General features: G+C 47.6%; 19 protein-coding genes (1 of these 19 cut by a window edge). 4 read left to right on the top strand and 15 right to left on the bottom strand.

Annotated elements, in window-relative coordinates; all coding sequences use genetic code 11:
- The 12 genes from ACH59B_RS01845 to ACH59B_RS01790 form a co-directional block, all read right to left on the bottom strand.
- Positions 1 to 895: the 5' portion of an FAD-dependent oxidoreductase gene (locus tag ACH59B_RS01845; protein ID WP_257126584.1), read on the bottom strand. It extends 716 nt beyond the left edge of the window; 895 of the gene's 1,611 nt are visible here — the first part of the coding sequence; it begins with the start codon at positions 893 to 895; its stop codon lies beyond the left edge, outside the window.
- A gap of 25 nt (positions 896 to 920) precedes the next feature.
- Positions 921 to 1,862: an ROK family protein gene (locus ACH59B_RS01840; protein ID WP_257126583.1), complete on the bottom strand. Its 942-nt coding sequence runs from the start codon at positions 1,860 to 1,862 to the stop codon at positions 921 to 923.
- 116 nt (positions 1,863 to 1,978) lie between these two features.
- Entirely contained in the window at positions 1,979 to 2,818 is an 840-nt protein-coding gene (locus ACH59B_RS01835; RefSeq protein ID WP_016820250.1) for a MurR/RpiR family transcriptional regulator, read from the bottom strand.
- Positions 2,796 to 3,515: an N-acetylmannosamine-6-phosphate 2-epimerase gene (locus ACH59B_RS01830; protein ID WP_029514353.1), complete on the bottom strand. Its 720-nt coding sequence runs from the start codon at positions 3,513 to 3,515 to the stop codon at positions 2,796 to 2,798. The genes ACH59B_RS01835 and ACH59B_RS01830 overlap by 23 nt, the downstream gene beginning before the upstream one ends.
- A gap of 5 nt (positions 3,516 to 3,520) precedes the next feature.
- On the bottom strand, positions 3,521 to 5,062 hold the full coding sequence (locus ACH59B_RS01825; RefSeq protein ID WP_016820248.1) for a DUF4127 family protein: 1,542 nt from the start codon (positions 5,060 to 5,062) through the stop codon (positions 3,521 to 3,523).
- Positions 5,063 to 5,157: 95 nt separating this feature from the next.
- Positions 5,158 to 6,984, bottom strand: coding sequence for a beta-N-acetylglucosaminidase domain-containing protein (locus ACH59B_RS01820; RefSeq protein WP_016820247.1), 1,827 nt, complete (start codon positions 6,982 to 6,984; stop codon positions 5,158 to 5,160).
- A 50-nt stretch (positions 6,985 to 7,034) separates the two neighbouring features.
- Complete coding sequence (locus ACH59B_RS01815) at positions 7,035 to 7,925, bottom strand: carbohydrate ABC transporter permease (protein WP_117290312.1); 891 nt, start codon at positions 7,923 to 7,925, stop codon at positions 7,035 to 7,037.
- Entirely contained in the window at positions 7,925 to 8,806 is an 882-nt protein-coding gene (locus tag ACH59B_RS01810; RefSeq protein ID WP_016820245.1) for a carbohydrate ABC transporter permease, read from the bottom strand. The genes ACH59B_RS01815 and ACH59B_RS01810 overlap by 1 nt, the downstream gene beginning before the upstream one ends.
- 64 nt (positions 8,807 to 8,870) lie before the next feature.
- Complete coding sequence (locus ACH59B_RS01805) at positions 8,871 to 10,145, bottom strand: ABC transporter substrate-binding protein (protein ID WP_016820244.1); 1,275 nt, start codon at positions 10,143 to 10,145, stop codon at positions 8,871 to 8,873.
- Between the two features lie 184 nt (positions 10,146 to 10,329).
- The gene (locus tag ACH59B_RS01800) at positions 10,330 to 10,896 is read right to left on the bottom strand and encodes a DUF420 domain-containing protein (RefSeq protein ID WP_013369012.1); all 567 of its coding nucleotides are present in this window, start codon (positions 10,894 to 10,896) and stop codon (positions 10,330 to 10,332) included.
- A complete protein-coding gene (locus ACH59B_RS01795; RefSeq protein WP_404303204.1) occupies positions 10,886 to 11,041 on the bottom strand; it encodes a hypothetical protein in 156 nt (51 codons plus the stop codon). Before ACH59B_RS01795 ends, ACH59B_RS01800 begins: the two co-directional genes overlap by 11 nt.
- A gap of 143 nt (positions 11,042 to 11,184) precedes the next feature.
- A complete protein-coding gene (locus ACH59B_RS01790) occupies positions 11,185 to 11,460 on the bottom strand; it encodes a GNAT family N-acetyltransferase (protein ID WP_013369011.1) in 276 nt (91 codons plus the stop codon).
- A gap of 192 nt (positions 11,461 to 11,652) precedes the next feature.
- Between ACH59B_RS01790 and ACH59B_RS01785 the strand changes: the two genes are divergently transcribed.
- The 3 genes from ACH59B_RS01785 (at position 11,653) to ACH59B_RS01775 (ending at position 14,185) form a co-directional block, all read left to right on the top strand.
- Positions 11,653 to 12,615 (top strand): RNA ligase family protein, encoded by a 963-nt coding sequence (locus ACH59B_RS01785; protein ID WP_019685886.1) that lies wholly within the window; start codon positions 11,653 to 11,655, stop codon positions 12,613 to 12,615.
- Between the two features lie 110 nt (positions 12,616 to 12,725).
- Positions 12,726 to 13,277 carry a MarR family winged helix-turn-helix transcriptional regulator gene (locus ACH59B_RS01780; RefSeq protein ID WP_016820242.1) on the top strand — a complete coding sequence of 184 codons (552 nt, stop codon included), beginning with the start codon at positions 12,726 to 12,728 and terminating at the stop codon, positions 13,275 to 13,277.
- Entirely contained in the window at positions 13,262 to 14,185 is a 924-nt protein-coding gene (locus tag ACH59B_RS01775) for an alpha/beta hydrolase (protein ID WP_019685885.1), read from the top strand. The genes ACH59B_RS01780 and ACH59B_RS01775 overlap by 16 nt, the downstream gene beginning before the upstream one ends.
- Positions 14,186 to 14,253: 68 nt before the next feature.
- On the opposite strand, the gene ACH59B_RS01770 is transcribed toward ACH59B_RS01775, so the two are convergent.
- Complete coding sequence (locus ACH59B_RS01770) at positions 14,254 to 15,189, bottom strand: manganese-dependent inorganic pyrophosphatase (protein WP_016820240.1); 936 nt, start codon at positions 15,187 to 15,189, stop codon at positions 14,254 to 14,256.
- 362 nt (positions 15,190 to 15,551) lie between these two features.
- Between ACH59B_RS01770 and ACH59B_RS01765 the strand changes: the two genes are divergently transcribed.
- Positions 15,552 to 19,838, top strand: a complete 4,287-nt coding sequence (locus ACH59B_RS01765) for a S8 family serine peptidase (protein ID WP_257126580.1) — start codon at positions 15,552 to 15,554, stop codon at positions 19,836 to 19,838.
- An 84-nt stretch (positions 19,839 to 19,922) separates the two neighbouring features.
- On the opposite strand, the gene ACH59B_RS01760 is transcribed toward ACH59B_RS01765, so the two are convergent.
- Positions 19,923 to 21,419 carry a cell wall metabolism sensor histidine kinase WalK gene (locus ACH59B_RS01760; protein ID WP_019685883.1) on the bottom strand — a complete coding sequence of 499 codons (1,497 nt, stop codon included), beginning with the start codon at positions 21,417 to 21,419 and terminating at the stop codon, positions 19,923 to 19,925.
- On the bottom strand, positions 21,416 to 22,102 hold the full coding sequence (locus tag ACH59B_RS01755) for a response regulator transcription factor (RefSeq protein ID WP_016820237.1): 687 nt from the start codon (positions 22,100 to 22,102) through the stop codon (positions 21,416 to 21,418). Before ACH59B_RS01755 ends, ACH59B_RS01760 begins: the two co-directional genes overlap by 4 nt.
- Between the last annotated feature and the right edge of the window lie 8 nt (positions 22,103 to 22,110).

The following is a 22,110-nucleotide window of genomic DNA, read 5'->3' as shown; positions in this document are numbered from 1 at the left end:
TTAGCGGTTCGCTCCATATGGAGGGATCTACGATACGACGATAATCCCATAAGGATACAATACCCTGATCGTTAGGGAATAATGTGAACTGTTTTAGCTTACTGGTATCATCTGCATCTGTAGCAAACCAGCTCAAAATCGGAAAACGGGAAAATGACGGGATATAATTTCTCCAGAAATCGTATTGCTGCGGTCGCTCTATAATGAAGCTTTCCTGGGGGATATAGTCTACAGCAGCCACATGCGTGATAGATTGCATATCAAGAGGATTAGCACACTCCAGTGCGTGAGGCTCCCCCGTTGCAGCCCGTGACTCCGCTCCACTCGTATGCTCCACACCCGCCATGGGAAGGAGATCACCACACTCTGTGGCATCCAGATAAAACGTTCCATGCAGCACTCTGAGGCCACTCTTATGATCAGGATTATGCGAGGTACGGACGGTAACAGAAGTAATACAATCTCCATCTGTCTGAGCAGCAATAGGCACGGTGTGATAATATACACGAACGCGTCCCGTATTTAAGTAAGGAGCAAGCATATCCTCAAGCACCTGTAGAGCTACCCGTGGTTCATGGGCCAGACGACTTACCCAGCCGTTCCCAGGATTAAGAATCGGATCATTGTAGGCTTCTTCGGTTAACGGATAGTTCTGACGGTAATACTCGCGTACACGATTACGGAACTGACGATATGTTGCTGTGCAACCAAACTGTTCGATCCATCGGTGCTCATCTGGGGGAACAGCCTGTGAAGTTAATTGCCCTCCCAGCCAGTCCGTCTCCTCTGTCATGATGACTCTCATACCAGCTTTCGCCGCCGCAAGGGCTGCCGATGTCCCTCCCAGACCTCCGCCAATCACAACAACATCGGCATCAAGCCGTTTTTGCGTCATGGTTCGTTCCCCTTTCATTTTTGTACTAAGATTCCATCACTTCAAAAGCTAGTCTAGCAGCGCCTATGAATCCAGCGCGATTGCCCAACATTGCCCGACTTACTTCTGTTTGAACTCCCAGTTGGTACAAATGCTTTTCGAGCAAGGGCCACCATACCTCCCCCGCATCCGCTACTCCTCCCCCAACAATGATCAACTCAGGATCGAGGGTCACCGAAATATTAGCCAGAAGCACAGCCAAATCTGCCGTGTAGTCATCCAGCGCCTGAATTGTCTTCAGATTGCCGTGAGTGGCCTCTGTCACAATCTCGTTCCCCGAACGGTACAATTTTCCGGTGTATTCACTGCCTCGACGTAACAGGGCACTACCTGATACGTATTGCTCGGCACATCCCTTTTTCCCGCAATTGCAGGGGTGACCTCCGGGAAATAAAATACTGTGCCCCCAATCGCCGCCGCTCCAGTGAGCCCCTCTACACAAGAGGCCATTTTCCATATACGCGCCTCCGACCCCTGTTCCCAAGGTGAGCACGACCAAGCGCTGTTTGCCCTTCCCAGCTCCCTGCCACGCTTCTCCTAGTAACGCAGCGTTCGCATCATTATCTGCAACCGCACGTAGCGCCAGCTTTTCTTTAGCCCACTCCACCAAGGATGTCCCCTGCCAGCCAGGCAGGTTATCTGTGGCGTACACAACTTCACCGCTCTCCACGTTCACTCTGCCAGCAGTAGCAATGCCTAAAGCGCCTATACCTATAGGGGTACTCACACTGGTATCTCCAAATGAACGCATCAGTCCGAATACAGCCTCAGACACACGCGACAACACCCATTCACGCCCACGTGAGGCATCTGTATCCATTCGGATTTCATCAAGTACCGATCCATCCCGCGCCACTATGGCGGCCTTTACGGAAGTTCCTCCAATGTCGATCCCAATGACTTTGTTCAATGCAACTGCCACCACCATATCCTCCTTGTTCCCCCACATAAAACCTTACGAGCTCTTAGCACAAACCTTCTATGGATAGAAAAACATGATGAACTGTCGGAGCGTGCCCTATTCCAATCCGCAATCGCAGAATTTCAATAACTTCGTTCAATCACCGCTCTCGCTGTTTTTTCCTTCATCTGTTTGGTGTGACTTGTGTGCTTGCGAGCAAGTCCTTCGCAGATGAGATCAATCACGAATAGCTGCGAGATTTTGGCGCCGATTGAACCGCCTTCTATCGGAGCTTCCTTCCCTGCGGTCAGTAAAACAATATCTGCAATGGAGGTAATAGGTGATTTTGCATAATTCGTAATTGCGATAACTGTTGCTCCGTTCTGCTTGGCCTTGTGCAGCATGTCGTTGGTATCCAGTGTACTTCCTGATACACTGATGCCAATAGCGACATCACCAGGACTCATGGACACGGCCATCATCGACTGAATATGTCCGTCTGCCACAGCCTCGGCGCGCCGCCCAATCCGCAAGAATCGGTTTTTAGCATCCTGTGCGGAAATTCCCGATGCACCTACACCGAAAAATTGAACATAACCCGCTTGATCGAGACACGCTATCGCACGACTAAGCTCCGAACGGTCCAAGAGCCCCATACTGGAGTGCAAAATATCGAGCATATTGTGATACACCGTGCGGGTAATATCATGTTCGTGATCTGGGTCGATGTTCTCCTCGCTCATATCGGTTTTTCGATAAGTCTGGTTTTGTGCCAGCGACAGTCGGAAATCCTGATACCCTTTAAAACCAATTTTCCGGCAAAAACGCATAACCGTCGTTTCGCCTGTACCTGCGAAGTCAGCTAGCTCCGTCACGGAGAAATATATGATGTCAGCGGGGCACTCCAGTACGCACAAAGCGACTTTTTGCTCCGATTTCGTTAATGAAGGATAATACGTGTTAATTCGGTCGTTCATCTCCATAGATGCATTTCACTGCCTTCCTTGCGGCATCGGCAAACCGCTGCGTAATCAATTGGGGTCTAGTAATCGCCGAGCCTACAACCACTGCATGTGCACCCAGCCGAAATGCTTCCTCTACTTGTGCCGGATCATGGATTCTGCCCTCTGCAATGACAGGAACAGGAACCAGCTCTGACGCTCTCCGCACCAATTCCAGATCCGGACCCTCTATCTGAGTAGAATATGACGTATAACCGGATAACGTCGTGGACACGCAGCCCACACCAAGGGAAGCCGCATGAAGCGCCTCCTCCAGTGTCGATATATCCGCCATGGAGGTGACTCCGTGCTCATGAGCGTAATCTATGAGTTGCTTCAGCTTGCCCCCCTCTGGGCGCGGTCGTAATGTGGCATCCAGCGCAATGATATCCGCACCTGCCTCCACTAGTTCCTCCATTTCACGGAGGGTAGGCGTAATGTAAATATCAGAATCATCATAATTCCGTTTAATCAAACCAATGACTGGTAGAGGGATCGCCTGTTTAATCGCACGTACATCCGATGCACCATTGGCACGAATCGCTACAGCTCCACCCTCCTGTGCAGCACGTGCCATTTTGACCATAAAATCTGTTCCATGCAACGGTTCGCCAGGTAGCGCCTGACAGGAAACGATTAGTCCATGCCGAACCTTGGATAATATAGCTTCCATCTCCATAGGAATCACTCCCTCTCCTCAGCATAATGCCGAACGGTCAATCCAACTTCAAAGGTACGGTTCCACGGCATGTAGCAATCTGTAATTTCCACGCGACCCTCCGGCCCGTTCACATATTCATCGAGCGCCTGCTCCAGCCGTCCGCGAATGACCGCAGCTACCGATCCTCTAGAGCCATCGAGCATAAACTTGTTAAAACCCATCTGCTCCACAATTCCATTATTCATAGCTGTACGTACCACAGCACAATAACAGGCATCCTCAGCGTAGCGCAGCCCCAGAAAATCCAGGTGTTCCTCCGTAGGACCATAGCGGACATAAAGCATGGACTGGGCAATGACGGTACCGAGCGTATTAGAACTGGTATTCCAGCCTGCATAGCCTGCCAGCTTAAAAAGCAGTCCTTTTTGCTTCAATAGTCTAAGCAGCTTGAGATCGGCGCCGTTGGCGTAAGCTACATCAGCAATTGCAATATGTTTATTGGCATCATGCTGCATATGAGCACCGTACTCCACCAGTTCTACCAGATTCCGATGTACATCATATCCGGCCATCGCATGCTGCTGGGATGAAGCTTCTGCCATCGTGTCACCAGGTGTGTTGGCCAGCAAAATCAAATCAGCCTCCGCTGCTGAGGAAGCAATCAGCCCACCTGCCGCTATAATCTGATACTTTAACGTTTCGTAAAAATAACGATCCTCAAAAAGCGGGACTACGAACGCCCCCTGCAAAGCAGATAATCGAGGATATACCAGTGGAACTACATGATTCGTCCGATTCACCCAACGAGCTAGCAACGTACAACCCACTTCGTCTGCCCCCGGATACATGTATACTTTCAAATCCAGCCCAAGCTCGGAAATACGACTTCTTAGTCGCTGTTGATCCTTGGCGGTATAGCCGTAGGGAGCCGAATCATCCTGTGGAATGATCAGAAAATCAATCACGCCTTCTGCTACCAGTTCCAGTGCTACTTGATTAGCTTCCAAATTCACACGGCGACGCCCTAGATAATCGTCCAAAATCTCTATAGGCAAACGCTTGTTGATGTCCGCTAATTCCAGCAACTCTTCTGCGGTAGCGATCGCTAGCTCCTGACGATGCTCAATGAAGCCTTTTCTAAATATTTCACGACCCCAATCAGCATAGTAGTCTGGTTCCTCATCAGCCAAAGAGTATTGCGGACAACGCATAATCAATTGAAAGGCATACAAAGTCAGTTGCGGGTATAGCTGCTTCAACCTGCGAAGACGATTAGCCCTGTCCCTGACCTGCTCACTCGACATTCCGTGTAGCCGGGAGGGTACGATTCCCCCGTACAGCAGCGTATCCATCGCAATAATCGCTCCATCAGCAGTCGCCGCACGTTCTTCGAGCCACGTCCATAGCCTGGTCGTATCGCCAGGGATTTTCTTTTGTCCCATCCATTCTAAAGGAGGGCGCTCCATTTCAAGGTCTGTGCCCTGTGCTAGTAAGTAAGGAAATTGATAATTGCAGGGCCGCTCATCCAGCGGTACAAAAAGTAATCGGGTATTTGGCTTCACCATACGCTCCACCTCTCCTGGAAATTACCGTTATTCTAACGGCAAATGGTAATTTTCAAGGCAGCTATGCTGTCTTGTTTCTTAACCATCACCAATTCTCACAAGATCAGTCGATATTTGCCTTGTTCATCCTGATCGACATAGCCCCACTGCACGGCGGCACGGATCGCTGGATTGCTCCCCAGTCGAGTCTCTGCTTCTAGGCAAGCCGTGATACCGCGTCGTAGTTCGTCCACGACCTCGTCCGCCAGAGGCGGCGGCTTTTGTCCGCCAGTTGCTTCGCTCTGCATGAGGTTTCCTAGCGACTGCACATCGTTCTGGCGCTCGTTGCCTAGCGCAGCTTGGCGCAGCACTTGCCACAGGTCCACATCCAACTTGGCACGTTCCAGCCAAGGCGTAGCCTGTGCCACGAAGCCTGCCGCCGCATCATTGGCAGATATATTCTGTAGGACGCTCACAACGTGAAGCAGCCGCTCGAAGTAGATATCCAGCGCAGGGATATCGCGCATTTGCAAGGCAAGGTCCACGTCCTCATACGTGCTGCTGCCCAGTCGGCTGTTCTTGTTTTGGCGACAGAAAAACATCAGTTCATCTGCATGCTCCCCCGCTAACTCCCGCACAGCCCATTCCCAGGACAGCTCCGGCATATAACGCTCACTGTTCCACATATAGTGGGACATCGTAATAAGCGTCACCTTGGAGCACTCCCATTGGTTCATTGGGTTGGCCACCATGCCGGTATGTCCGCAAGCTGGAAGCCCGGAATACCGTCCGCGCAGCGGATCGAGGAATAACCGATCATGGTCACAATCATTCACCGGGATGTTATCCCATAACCACAGCTCATGCCCATAGAATGCATGGTTATCGGCAGCATGCTGGCGACCAATCTGTGGAGCAAATACAAAGTATCCCGTCCAGAATACCTTAATATCTGGATGCAATCGCTCCCGGAAATCCTTTTTGTATTCGGTATCCCAATAGGACCAATATTCCGATGGACAGACTGTCAGCGTAAATTCAGGCAGCCGCTCAGCCAACCATGTATGAACCTTATTCGTCAAAAAGACATGAGCGTGGCCCGAGCGGCCCAGCAAATGCCGATTTTCCCCTTTAAGGACGTAATCAATATCATCCATTAATACAGAAAAATGACGTACGCCTATCGCTATCATGGCTGCCAGCTTCTCCGTCAATTTGAGAAAATCTTCAGCGCTACCAAAGTTCAGGTCATTCCCTGGACTAATACAATAGTGAAAATCAATCTCGTGCCGTTCACAGGCTTCCTTTAATTCGCGGATTTGGGCAAATGTCTCCTCGGGGTACGGTTCCCTCCATAGCTCGCGATGATAGGGATCGTCCTTGGGAGCGTACATAAACGTGTTCATCCGATGCACAGCCATAAAATGAACGGAATCCAGCCGATCTGCGAAACTCCACGGTTTCCCGTAGAAACCTTCAATGATTCCTCTGACCGGAAAGGAAGGCTCATCCCGAATAGACATCACCGGTAGCGCACATCGTTCCTGTTCTACTTGAAGCAGGAGATGCAGGGCATCCATGCCGTACTTAAGCCCTCTTTTATTGGACGCATGGATTTCAATTCTCCCTTCCTTCTGAATGTCCAAACGATATCCATCGGCAGTAAGCGTTCCGTCATATTCGAGCATCAACTGCACGCTTCCCCTTGTTTCAGTCGGAACACCGGGCCCCGGAGGTGCAATGAGTCGGATCGGTCCCTCGGGGTCAAGCACACCTTCATACTCCTGATTCATTGCGAAGCGAGAGGACAGTTCACAGATCAGGTTCGGTTCAGAGATAACCAGTTTGTCCCCACTGTCATACACATCACGAAAATAATATTGAACCTCCTGCGGTGTTAGCCCTACATCCGAATTAGGTCTCATTCTTTTGGACAGTTCCATCGCAATCGTCTCCTTCCATTTACGGGCTCTCCGTAGCCGAGACTTCTGAATTATCCTTTCACCGCTCCCGCCAAGCCTTCCATATAATAGCGCTGCGTGAACAGGAACAATATAATGATCGGCAATACCGAAATCATTGTGCCTGCAGCAATCCAGCCAAAATTATAGGCAAACTGACCATTGAGATACGTAAGTGCAGCTGCCAGCGGGTATAGCTCCGTATCGTTCAGAATAACGATAGGCCATAGGAAGCTGTTCCAGAACGACATGGCCTCCAACAGAGAAATCACAGCAAGCGCCGGCTTGACCAGCGGAAGCACCAGTTGCCACCAAATTCGAAACTCCGAAGCGCCGTCCATTTTACCCGAATCACGCACATCGGCGGGAATATGAATAAACGTCTGCCGCATTAGAAAAATGTTGAACACAGAGACTGCCCCAGGCAACACCACACCCATATATGTATTGCCCAGATGAAGCCCTTGAATGGTCAGATAATGCACAATAAATGCCGTGTAAGAAGGAATAATCATTGTAGCAATCAGCAGCGTAAACACCACATTTTTACCCTTAAAGCGAAACACAGCCAAGGGATACCCCGTCAAACTGGCCAGTACCACATTGAGCACAACGCCCAACACCGTAATGATGACTGTATTCAGCATATATTTAGGAAAATCCATGAACTGCCACACCTGAACATAGTTGTCGAAATCAATAAAGGTCGGGAAGATCGCAGGCGGCGTTGAAAAAATATTACGGCCTGGCATGAGGGATACACTAAGCAGCCATAGAAACGGTCCCATCAAAAAGAGGGCTAGCAGCACTAAAAGCACATACATTACCGTCATTCTGAGCACTCGACCAAGACTACGCATGATGCGACTGCTTTCTTTTTTAGGAAGAGACGAGCGTAGCATTTTATCATTCTGTAGATTCATCAATAGGGATTGACACCGCCTTTCCTATTGAATCGGAATACGATAATACTGAGTACTGCAATCATTGCACCGACAATTAAGCCAAGTGCCGAAGCGTACCCAAAATTAAACTGCTCCATCCCCTTTTGAAAAATATACAAGCTGGATGTCAACGTGGCCGTTCCCGGTCCACCCTTGGTTAACACATATACCTCATCAAATACGCGAATAGCTGACATGAGCGATATGAGGGTACAAAACAGAACGTATGGCTTCAGCAGCGGAAGTGTAATATGAACAATCAGACGCCATCGACTGGCTCCATCCACCCTAGCGGCTTCGTACAGATCTTGAGGAATGTTTTGTAATCCTGCCAGATAGAGCATCATATAATACCCGAGTCCCTTCCACATCGTGATGAACATCAGTACATACAAGGCTAAATTGCTGTCCGATAACCAGTGTATGTCTTTGCTAATCAAACCGACTTGTATAAGCAAATAGTTCACTACGCTGTTATTGCCCAACAGCCAACTCCAAATTAAGGCCACAGCTACCATCGAAGTCACAACAGGGATGTAGTAGGTCGTACGAAATATTTTAATTCCGGGGATACGACTGTTCACCAGCACGGCCATCAGGATAGAGAATATTTGAAGAAAGGGGACAATGAGCACGTACAACAATGAGTTCCAAATCGAAATAAGAAAGTTACGGTCCTTAAACGCTGCTTCAAAATTATCCAGGCCGACAAAATGGGTATCTGATATGACAGAGTAGTCCGTCAATGCCAGCGGAATGCTGTAAATAATAGGCCAAAATACAAAGACGGCAAGCAATAACAGTCCCGGCGTCATAAAGGCCCAGGCCGTAAAGGACTCCGACCTCAACCATTTGATCATGCTGCATCACCACCTGATTTTGATAAATGAACAGGGGAGTATTCGCATTACTCCCCTGTCATACCTATTGCTTTAAAATATCATTCACTTCCTGCTCCAAGGCAGTAAGCGTCTCCTTCGTATTACTTCCGTTCAATAAAATATTTTGCAAGGCTCGCGCGATCGCGCTGTTCACATCCTTGGCATTAGGCACACCGACCATATAATCTGTCGCCTTATCCAAGCTTTGTGCAGATACTACCTTGGCTTGTGCCTCTAATGATTGGTCAGACTGAGTAAAATACGGGTCTTTAATCGATTCTTTCGTGGAAGGTAGTGTATTGGCCTCTTTAGAAAATGCCGTTTGACTCTCTGCATTTGTTAAGAAAACAGCAAATTTCACCGCCTCGTCTATATGTGCAGACTTGGTAGGTACGACCAGGTCCATAGAGTTGGAAAGCCGCAAATCAGCTTTGCCGGTTGGGACGGGAACAGCAATCGTATTTTTATATACGTCCGGCGCTGCCGTTTTGATAAAATTAATGAATGTCGGGCCCGCCAGCTCGAAGGCAACCTGCTCGCCAGCGTAATATTTCACTTGCTGCGAGAAGTCAGCATCTTCCTTAAGCACGACTCCATCTTCCATCTGTTTTTTTAGATTATCAATCATGGTGACTGCGTCTGGTGTGTTGAATGCAGCTGCTGTCTTTTCTTTATTTAAGATAGGAATACCGTCAACCGCAAAAAGCTTGGATACAAGCTGCTGAGCATAGCCGGCCTTACCGATTTTTCTATTGATTTGGCGGCCCCATTCTGACAATTCCTCCCGCGTTTTGGGCGGATGGGCAGGGTCCAATCCAGCAGCTTTAACCAACTTAGTATTCATGTAAAGCACTTCCGTGCCTGTATACCAGGGGAGTGCATAAGCTTTACCGTTAATAACAGTCGAATTATAAATACCTTCGAAATAAGCAGCCTTCTCCTCAGGCGACAAGTGTTCATTCATATCAACAACAGCGCCCTTAGAGCCCATTTGGCTAGCAAATTCCGTATTGAGATTCACTACATCCGGACTGCTGTTGCTAGCGATACTCGTCAACAACTTATTGGTCACTGCATCATACGGGTAATCCTTCCAATCAATTTTGACATTAGGGTTCTTCTGCTCATAATCGGCAATGACCCGATTAAAATACGGGGTAAATGTAGGTTGTAGCGCAATGGTCCAAAATTGGAGTGTCACTTTCCCTCCGTCTACCTTTTCCGGCTTTGAGCCTCCGCCACCGCAGCCGCTCAGCAGTACAACCAGCGCCAGCATAGATACAAGCAACCGTAACCTGCCTTTCGCTTTCTTTGTCACATGGTGACCCCCTTGTTCTTAGTTGATTAAGGTAAATTATAACAGAAATACCGTTATAGAAGGAACATTTTTTCAATAAAATAAATTTAGAAGGAATAATTTTTCTTTTATTGGATACAAAAAAGACGCCTCTTCAATAGAGACGCCATGTTTGCCAAATCAACCCACAGAGGATTCATATCTATTAATAATATGGAGCCATGAAAACGTACACCAAAACTCCAGTCAAGCTCACATATAGCCAAATAGGCATCGTCCAACGGGCAATTTTACGATGTTTTGCTACCTGCATCGTCCATCCCCATACAACTGTGAATAGCGCCAACGGTACGATAATCGCCGCCAATATACTATGCGAAATCAACAGCGTAAAGTAAATCGGCCGAAGGATACCCACACCGCCATATTTTGCAGTCTCCGGTGAAATGTAATGGAAGGTCAGATAGGAAAACAAAAACAAAACGGTACTGGCGAAGGCCAGCAGAATAAAGGTTTTATGCACCTTAATGTTTTTCTTGAAAATCGCAACCAATGCAGCCACCAAGAAAATAAATGTGAAGCTGTTAAAAATCGCATTCAACCTTGGGAAAATAGTGAGATCAAAACTAACACTCCCCTGGTATCCGATCGGCGAAAAGAACAGCAGCAAAATAATCACATTGGCTATAATGGAAACGGTGATAATCAAGGCTGTAAAATTACGATTGCTCGTTGGAACGTACTGCTTGTCCTCACTCGCTTTATTCATCATGAGCGTCTCCTTCGTTTAAATTCAGGTTTTCGTTATTTTTGCGGTCATAACCATAATATATTATATAGAACTCATAGATAGCCTGTGAAGTGACAACAGTATGAACAATTTCACAGCCATTCTCCAGGAAATATGCTTCATCCATTTGGGAACCACTCTTACTTCCCAATATCAACGGTAGAATGCATTCATTTTACAAGCTTTATGCACACAAAAAACACCGGGAAGGGATCATTCCCCACTCCGGTGTTGTGTCGGCTATGCAATAACGCGCCTTGATAGCAATATTCATTGCTGCCAGACGTCACTGTATTCCTGATGGCGCTTGAACAGAGCCAGCGCATACGAGCAAGCCGGGATCACCTTTTTATGCTGTTCCCTCGCCATAGCAACAACTTTGTCGATGAGCTCCTTGCCAATTTTTTGACCCCGTAACTGTTCAGATACAAATGTATGGTCAATGACCAGAGAGTGGTCATCTACGGATTTATAACCTACTTCTGCAACTACCTGTCCATCATCCACCATGACTACTGCATGGTCCTCCTCGCGAATTTGTCTCATGAGACCAATCCCCTTTCTGACTGAAGAAATGCCGTAACGACTCCATGCGAACGAACGCTGCATTCACTTGTTACCCACGCTAGATATCCTTATCATTCCCCTATTTAGGGGATAGCGAAACATCACATACATAAAAAAGGAACTATCGTCGACACTATATTTATTCCAATTAAGGTAAAGGGAGGTGCTGTATTGGGTACGGAAATGAAACCTGTCATCCCGTTTGAACCAGAACTGAGTGAAAAAGTCCCTATAGATGCAGGCCCTTGGCGTTACGAAATAAAATGGGACGGTACAAGAATTTTAACGTATCACGACCAGGGCAACACGCGTCTGTTCAATCGTAAGCAGCATGAACGAACGCTGTTGTACCCGGAGCTTGCTCGTTTCTCCTCCTACTGTAGGGCAGATTCAGTCATACTGGACGGGGAGATGATCGCACTTGGTGCCGACGGTAAACCGTCGTTCCATGAAATTATGCGCCGGGATCTGATTCGCCGGACGGAGCGAATTCAGGCAGCCTATGAAGCCGTACCCGCTACTTACATGTTGTTTGACATTGTATATCTAAATGGGGAATGGGTTCATCGCAAACCGTTACAGGAAAGGCTTGAACTGCTGCATCAGATCATCATACCGAATGAACGGATCCAACTGGCTCCTGCTCATCCTGATGGACAGGCTCTTTTTCAGGTTATGTGTAGCCAAGGAATGGAAGGTATTGTGTGCAAAAAACTGGATAGTCCCTACACATTGGGCGGACAGGACAGACGATGGGTCAAGGTCAAAAATTATGGCGATATCATTGCCGTTATCGGTGGCTATACCCTGAACGGAGGTGTGATCAACGCTGTATTGCTGGGCCAGTATGATAAGCAAGGAATGCTGCGCTATATCGGGCACGTGGGTACAGGTAAGCTGACTCGTGGAGATTGGCGTCAGCTTACCGAGCGCCTGATGCCACATACTCTATCGGAGCGACCTTTTATTAACAAACCGGATCGGCATCAAGACGCATTTTGGGTGAAGCCAATGTTTACCGCCAAAATTCAATATAGTGAGTGGCGGTGGCAAGAAGGACGTACCTTGCGTCAGCCCTCCATCCAAGCTCTTGTGGATCAAGGTATTGAACAGTGCATCGGACCCTGGAAGTGACGTTTTGCCGATACTTTTTCAAAAAATGCAGAACAAAGTTTGTATAAATCATTGCAACCAGTGGTTAATTAAATTACAGTTAACTAATTAACTACATCGAGGTGGATCGCATGTTCTTTTTTTTGGACTCCGAAATTCGTCAACTGGCCTATAACCTATTTCCAGGTGGCAATAAACCGATTGGTGTTTTGGTAGATTTATTTTCTATAACATACGAAATAAGAAAAAATATGGAAAAACGTTCACGTGAGTTTGGTCTCTCCTATGGGCAATATATTGCACTTTGTGTACTTTCTGCGCAAAGAGATGAAATGTCATCTCCTTCAGCGTTGGCTGAAAAGATGGGTGTCAGCCGGGCAGCCATCAGTTCTATGGTCATTTCTCTTGAGCAAGAAGGATTCATAAATAAATACGACGATCCCAATGACAAGCGGGGAGTTTTTGTTTCTCTGAATGATAAAGGAAGAAGTAAAATCCAGCAGATGGACCCTTTTTTCATAGGGCTGGCTTCACGTCTGATGTCAGACTTTACTGAATCAGAACTCTGCCAGTTTCAGACCTATTTGTCACGCGTACGAGATGCTTTTGAAGATGTTAAAGGTTCGCGTCTAACCACCCCCAGCGCCCTCAGAGAGGAGAAAGACAAATGGTGCGAAGACTGAGACAAAATCTGTTCGTCAAACTTGCCCGCAGATCGGCTGGCCGAATGATAACAGCATCCGATTTTAAGCCTTCGCATGCTCCCAAAGTACATCGGACTGAGAGAATGATCCCCACCTCTGTAGGTGATTCCAGGGTAATTGTATATGAACCTTCCCTCCGGTCTGCTGATCCACTCCCTGTATTCGTCAATTTTCATGGTAGCGGATTCATAATGGGCAGCGCTGAAATGGATGACCCCTGGTGCCCGGTCATTTCCGAACGAGCGAATTGTGTCGTCGTTAATGTCGATTATCGCTTGGCCCCGGAGCATAAATTCCCTATTCCGCTACAGGAAAGTTATGATGTGACCCAATGGGTGTACAAGCATCCTGACGTACTAAACATCGATCCCCAACGCATTGCGGTCGGCGGACATAGTGCAGGAGGTAATCTTGCAGCAGCGCTGTGTCTTATGGCCCGGGATCGCAAAGAATTCCCAATTGTGTATCAGGTGCTGGATTACCCATCACTGGATATTGCTACAGATCCCAAGCTGAAGCCCCAATTTGAGAAGGCGATCCCGCCTCGCGTGGCAAAAATCTTCAATGAAAGCTATTTGCGCTCGCCAGATGAGGCACGAAATCCGTTGGTTTCTCCTATTTATGCAGAATCGCTGCATGATCTTCCTCCTGCGCTGATCATAACAGCCGAGTTGGACTCCTTGGCTGAGGAAGCTGAGCTGTACGCCAAGCGGCTGATTGAAGCGGATGTGCCCGTAACATATAAGAAATATATGGGCGCCGCACATGCTTTTACTCATAGCGGGGATCTCGCTGTAGCTGAAAGTGCCTGGCACCTGATGAGCGATCAGTTGAAGTTAGCATTTGAATTTCGTATCGAGGACACTCTGGCAGAGCTGAAGAAATAAAAATAAAAATAAGCCTCCTGCTTCCACTGCCCTCATGCAGTCGGGTTCAGGAGGCTTATTTTTTATCATTACAAACTGTTAAAAGCTTCGGTCAATACAGGTACAATTTGCGATTTGCGCGATACGACGCCTTTCAGAACAGCCTTGTTGTCATCCAACTGTACATTGTAGGCTTTTTCAACTGCCTGAGCCTGGCTTCCCAGCGCAATACCAATGGAATCACTGTTCACAATGTCTGTTACGACGAACAAGAACAGATCAAGATTTTTGGCTGCAATGGTTTGGGACAAAGCAGCTTCCAGATCAGCTTGACGGGACAATACGTCGTTTACGTCTACTGCATTCACTTGTGCGATTTCCACTTTGCGTCCATTCATCTGGAATTCTTTGGCGTCCAAGCTTACTAACTGCTCAATCGTGTGGCCACTCAAATCAGCACCCGCTTTAAGCAAGTCAAAACCGTAACGATCTGCATCCACACCAGCAATTTCGGCCAGTTCGCGGGCAGCGGCTACGTCCTGATCTGTGCAGGTCGGAGACTTGAACAATAGGGAATCAGAAATAATCGCGGACAACATCAGACCTGCGATTTCTTTGGGAATGGCTACACCATTTTCCTTGTAGAGCTTGTTCAAAATGGTGGCTGTGCAACCTACTGGCTCAGCGCGGAAGTACAGCGGCTGGCTTGTTTCAAAGTTAGCGATCCGGTGGTGATCGATGACTTCAGTTACGCGCACCTTGTCAATGTCAGTCGCGCTTTGCTGGCGTTCATTATGATCGACCAGAATGACGCTGTCTGTTTCGGCAGCAACCTGCTCAACCAGACGCGGCGCGCTCACTTTGAAATAATCCAGCGCATACTGCGTTTCCCCGTTAACCTCGCCCAGACGAACCGGCTCTACGTCCGCGCCCAGTTTGGTTTTCAAGTCTGCATAAGCAATAGCTGAGCAAATGGTATCCGTATCCGGATTTTTATGCCCAAAAATCAATGTTTTTGCCAACATAATCGACTCCTTCACCTTAAGCATTTTACGTGATTGTGTAACCTCAACAATTCCAATGCAGATTATATCATTAAATCTTGCATTCTCCCATTCCTCTTCGATTGATTTCAAAAATAATCTAGTAAATTCATAACATTTCCATGGAATCTATATGTGAAGTTAACCTTATTTTTTCTAAAAATATAAAAAACATATAGTAATATATCCCACCAATATGGTAAGATATGCCTCAAAACTGGCAAGTTAGTCACCAGTGGTCAATTCTATTATTTTAGATATTAAGGGAGGCGTGAGAACAACGGCAGTGGCTTCAAATCCTAGTATGTAGAGATATCATATTTTGATTGAAAAGAGGGAAATCTTTGAAAAAGCCGATCATTTTGCAAAAAATACCTGTCGTATCACTCGCTCTTGCCTTGACGGTAAGCTTATCTCTACCGTCTTTCAGTTCTGCCGCTACTGCAGATCTGCCAATCGACTCATTTTTAAAAGCTCAGGAAGCATTAACTATTGAGTCGGCTCCAGCCTTTATCTCACCTGAGCTGAGCACAGACTCCTCTCGTCAGGTCAGAGTCATCGTACAGCTTGATGGTGAGCCCCTAGCTGTGGACAAATATGCCGCACGTTCAAGCGCCAAAGCTTTCACCGCTCAATCCGAGCAAAAAGCCGAATCTGCGATCGCCACCGAGCAAACAACGTTCGTAGACCAAGCCGCTGAGCACGGCATTTCCCTTCAAGTGAATTACCAGTACAATACGGTGCTTAACGGACTGGAGGTTACAGTGCCAGCCAATAAAATTCCAGAATTGGCTAAACTACCAGGCGTTAAATCCATTCACGAAAACAAAACGTATTATTCCATCCCCGTGCAGGACCCGCCAACACTTACAGCCAATGAAGCCACTTATGACAACGCACCACTGGACCAAATTGGTGTGCCTGAAGCCTGGGCCAAAGGATTGCATGGCGAGGGAATCAAGGTCGGGGTTATTGATACCGGTATCGATTATGAGCATCCAGATTTGAAAGAAGCCTACAAAGGCGGATATGACTCTTTTGAACAGGACAACGACCCTTACGAGGAACCTTTCCTTGAAAAAGAGAATGATCCGTACGGCACAGGTTTTAGTGGAACGACACATGGGACTCATGTCTCCGGTACCATTGCCGGGAAAGCCGCAAATAAATCCTCGGATATTGTGCAAAAAGGGATTGCCTATAAATCGGACTTATACGTGTATAAGGTGCTTGGACGCAATACCAAGACCGGTCGTTCCTCCGGTTCCTCGGCTCAGGTCATTGACGGTATTGAACGTGCTGTCAAGGATGGCATGAATGTCATCAACCTGTCGCTAGGCTCAGATTCTGAAAAAGATCCCAACTCCCCGGATGCCATCGCCATCAATAATGCGGTACTTTCCGGGGTAGTCGCGGTCATCGCGAACGGTAACGCTGCACAACAAGGACCCTATTTTTATTCCATGGGTTCTCCCGCAACATCTCAACTAGCGATTTCCGTTGGTGCAGCCACTTCACCGAGCCATAGCTATTCAAATAAAGCATCCGTCAATCTTGTAACCTATGGTGATGATGAAAAGCCTTTAACAGTTACATCAGATACCTATTACAATTTTAATATGATGGCTTGGCAAACATTTCATGAGGATTTTTCTTCTATTTTGGGGACAGAACCATTGGAATTAGTTTATGCCAATTTGGGATATCCAGATGATTTCACTTCTAAAGATGTAAAAGATAAGGTTGTGATCGTATCGCGTGGCGTCTTGGGCTTCGTAGACAAGATCGCAAACGCACAACAAAATGGTGCAAAGGCTATTATTATTTTTAATGGTCAAGCAAAATCTGGCGACAGCACACAAGCCAATCTGAGTGAAGCTATCCCTGGTTACGATGGTTACATTAATTCAAATCAAGGAGACAATGTAGATTATATCCCTACCTTTGACATGACAGGAAAAGAAGGTAGAGCACTGGCAAGACAAATCATTGAAAGCCAAAACCACAAACAAAAATTCTTTATTGCTTTTGGAGAAGAGTATCGTCGTACTGACAATCCTGGTAATACCATGGCGGGATTTAGCTCCCGCGGACCCAATGGCGATGAACTGCTGAGCATCAAACCGGACGTGAGCGCACCAGGGGTTAGCATCATGTCGACGTACCCTGCCTTCGCCAAGTTCTATCCGGATGCATCCTATGAGCAAGCTTACAAACGCAGCAACGGAACGAGTATGGCATCTCCGCATGTGGCTGGACTTGCCGTGCTGCTGAAACAGCAGCATCCGAACTGGACACCGTTTGATATCCGCGCTGCTCTGGCAAACACTTCGGTTACACTCTTTGATGAGGATAAAATCCAATATGATGTGTATTCCCAAGGTGCAGGTCTTGTAAACATTGCAAATGCGATTCAGACTCCAGCCCTACTGGAAACCGTTGAAAAGATTACGATTCTTGACAAGAACTTTAATCGGCAGGAGGTTGTGAATTACAATCCTTCCGCCAGCTTCGGGGTGTTACGACCGGGTAGTGATGCGAAGCAGATCCAGCTTCAGCTCAAAAACTTATCCGCAAACCCTGTGCAGTATGAAGCCAGCTACGTTTTACATGATAATGTCACCTCTGATCCGACTAAGCCTATTGCTACCCCTGATGTGAGCAACATTGCCGTTCAGTTGCAGGGTGTTGGCGCGAATGGAGCCATCTCGGCAGAACCTGGCAAGTCACAACCGTTTTTCCTGTCTGTACAACCAAGTTCGAGTGCAGCTACAGGTGTATATGAAGGAGAGGTTATTTTAAAAAGCGCTGGACAGCCGACACTTCATCTTCCGTTCGTTGTGCATGTCGGCAAAGAAAATCCAACGACAGGTTTCGGCTTGCAGGATCTAAGTTTCACGAACCCGATTATTTATCCAAGTCGTACAGGTGCGGAGCGCACAACAGATTTGGCTTTCCGTCTGACCACAGATAAAACCAATCAGATCGCGCTCTATGTATACGGATTAGATGATAAGCTAATCGGTCTGATTGATGGGATTGCCACTACCAAGGAACAAGGAGCTAACGCTCGCCTCAAACAAGGTGCTTATTCCTTTAAGGGGATTAACGGAAGTTATGTTGAATTTGATGACAATGGCAAGCCTGTTCTGGATGCTAACGGTCAGCCGGTTATTCAACACTTGAAGGATGGCGTGTACAAGCTGGAAGTCAGCTCTCCAGAACTGAATGAAAAGGGAGAAGTTGAACGTAATACCGATGGTCCTAAACTGTTCACTGCCACGAAATCGATCCGTGTGGATAATAGTGCCGCATCCGGTGGTAGTAGCGGCGGCGGAGGTGGTGGAGGTGGCGGCAGAAGCAATACTACACCTTCTGCTGCAACGAAAACATCCACCCCTGTCGCTACATCTGCACCTTCACTGCAAAGCGTAGTGAAGCAAGGACAAGCTGTAAAAACTGTGCCTACAGCCGTTGCGTTAAACAATAATGTACAGTCACTGACAGTAGCTGATGCAGACCTGCAGGCTGCCGTGACAGCAGCTGGCTCCAGTCCGACAGCTATCGTATTGTCGGCTACTAGCCAAGCAGGCCAAACGACTAAGGCATCACTCACTTCGTCACAGCTGGCAACACTGGGCAAAGCCGCAGCAGGAAGCAGCCTGATTGTGAGCAATACAGGTTCTTCCCTGGCATTGCCGGTATCTGCTCTAAAAAATGCACCTGAAGGTGCAGGCATTGAAGTGGTCATCAGTAGCCAGGCAGAGGCGAGCGGCACATTTACAAGCAAGCTTAAAGGCTCGAATGTGATCGGCACCCCGGTAGGGTTTGAGGTCAACGTTGTCACTGGTGGCAAGAATCAACCGCTTAAAGTGGTCCCAGGACAGTTCATTAGCCGATCCTTTACCGTACCTGGTCAAATTGATCCTAATACAGCCGGTGTGCTCTATACGGCGAATGGAAATGTCTATCCCGTTCCATCCGTTTTCACCAAGCAAGCTGATGGATCTACCATCGTTAAGGTAAGTCGTCCAGGCTTCTCCACGTATGCAGCGGCGACACGTCCTGTTAGCTTTGAAGATATTTCATCGTCGTATGCCCAATCCGAAATTCGATCGCTAGCGAATAAGTTGCTAATTAACGGCACAACCGATACAACATTCTCACCGAAGCAAAACGTGACGCGTGCAGAATTTGCAGCCTTGATCACCCGGGCACTTGGCCTGACACCAGGTACTGCTGCACCATTCAGTGATATTCCGGCAGGTAGCTGGTATTCCGGGGATGTGGCAGCCGCATATGAGGCCGGATTGATTACAGGTCGCAATAACGACAAGTTTGATCCGCAAGCAAATATCAGTCGTCAAGAAATTGCTGTTGTGCTGGGCAAAGCAGTGGACTTGCTTCAAATCAAAACAGCAACCGATGGTCCTGCACGCACACCGTACCATGATACTTCATCCTTTGCAGGCTATGCCAAGGACAGTATTGAAAAAGTAAGTGCAGCAGGTATTATTAACGGAGCCACGATCAAAGGCTCTTCCTACTTCCAGCCGAATGCGCCTACAACACGTGAGGCATCTGCCAAGGTGCTGCATGTACTTTTAAAAAAAGCTGCGCTGATTAACTAACAATTAAAAAAGCCCCCCAAGCCGTTATTTAACCAAAGTCGCGGTTTGGGGGGCTATTCTTATGTTAGACCATAATCTGCGATACTATACTGTTCCTGCTAAAGGCAACGTTACTTTAAATATACTCCCCGTTCCCAGTGTGCTTTCAGCTGTAATGCTCCCACCGTGAGCTTCCACGATCGATTGTGTAATAGCCAGACCAAGGCCCGCTCCGCCTGAGCTGCGTGTACGCGATTCATCTCCACGATAAAATCGCTCAAATATCCGCTCCAGCTGTTCCTTCTCCATGCCGGGTCCATTATCACGAATTTGAATATCTGCCAGTTTCTTACCAGCCGATAGGTTGACATGGATCACGCCCTTCTCCATATCGGTATGTTGAACAGCATTGTGAAACAGGTTAAGCACGACTTGTTTGATCTTATCGCCTTCTGCCAATACCCGTACACCTGCTGTCATATCAAAAACTACCTTACGTGTGCCTGCCAGCATAAGGAGCTGCGGTTTCATTTCCAGCAGCAATGCATCTAGTGATATGTCTTCCAGCTTCAACTCCGGTGTTCGATCCAGCTTAGCCAACAATAGCAAATCAGAGACAAGCTTATTCATCCGCTTGGATTCACCATACATACTCTCTAGTGCTGATTGGAGCTGCTTTGGATTGGAGGCTGCTCCACGAAGCAGCACTTCCAAGAAACCGTGAATGGATGTGAGCGGGGTACGCAGTTCATGGGAGGCATCCGCAATAAATCGTCGCATTTGCATCTGCAATTCCCGCTCGGCAGCAAAAGAATGCTCCAACCGCTCCAGCATTCCATTAAATGAAACTGCCAAGCGATCTACCTCATACTGACCCTGCTCTGCGTCAAAGCGCTCGTCCAAATTGCCCGCATCAATACGTTTGACTGCCTCGACCATTCTGGAAAGAGGAACCAATGTGCGGCGAAGCACAGGAAGCATAAGTGCTAAACCAATCGCAAGTGCAATCAGGGACAATAAAATAAAGGTGCGGAGTTGATTGATCAACTGCGCCTGCATAGAATTCGTGGATACGCCCATTTGAAGTAACCCTGACGAACGGTCTGGTGGTCCGAGTGGGCGAAACACAACCAGCTGTTCTTTTCCCTGAGCATCCGTAATTAATTGATAGCCGTGACGCATGCGCTTGCTCTGCTGCATTGCTCGATACTGCTGAGTGGTGAGGCGCGGCGGTTTAAGTCCATTTTCATTGGACAAGCTCTGGAAGGTGCCGTCTATACCTATAGAAGCAAGCGACATATCCGGCCAAAACAGAAATGGTCCCGGTCGATTACTTCTCCGATTGGTCTCATCTTGAGGAACAGTGACCCCAGCCCCGCTCTTTTCCTGCGAATCCTTAATCAATAAGTCGGCAGGTATTGAATTCAGCTGTGTATCCATAGCTTCCGCCCGACTGCGATACAAAAAATCTTTCATTAAAAAGTATTGGAGAAAACCGATCAATACGAGCAATAAAGCCAAAATGAGTAAGGTTCTGGCCAAAAGCTGGGACCGGAGAGAACGAAGCGCATATTTTCTCCGACTTTTCCCTCCCGCCTTCATAACAAATCCACTCGGTACCCAACACCACGCAGCGTCCGAATGACCCGATGCTCCTTATCTTTGAGTTTTTCACGCAAGGAGCGAATATACACTTCCACAATATTATCCTCGCCCCCAAAATCATACCCCCAGACTCGGTCCAAAATACGACTTTTACTCAGCACAATTCCGTGGTTCAACACCAGAAACTTCAATAGTTCGTATTCGGTAGGCGATAACTCCAGCACCTGGTTCTGATAGCGAATCTCCTTCCGTCGGTCATCCACTTGAAAGGGTCCGTGAACCACTTCCCCCAACAGGTCTGGGAACTGATTTCGCAAACGCGCTTCGATGCGAGCCAGCAGTTCATTAAAACTGAAGGGCTTTACGATATAATCATCCGCGCCGAGCTTGAGCCCTTTTACCCGATCGTCCACATCATCCTTGGCTGTCAGCATAATAACTGCGATGTTATCCTCTGTCTCCTTAAGACTTTGGCATACCTCAAAACCGTTCATTTCAGGCATCATAACATCCAGCACCGCTACATGCGGACGAAACTCTCTAGCCAGATCGAGCGCTGCACTCCCGTTCTCGGCGGTTCTGACTTCATACCCTTCATTAATCAGTCCAAGCTCTAAAAATTGCAAAATATGAGGCTCATCGTCCGCCAGCATAATCTTAACTCCGTGTATTGGATTCATCATTAATC

It is taken from the genome of Paenibacillus sp. DP01 (assembly GCF_044784315.1).
GTDB lineage: Bacteria > Bacillota > Bacilli > Paenibacillales > Paenibacillaceae > Paenibacillus > Paenibacillus polymyxa.
Note: the sequence above shows the minus strand (reverse complement) of the source record. Positions and strands in the feature narration are given on the sequence as shown.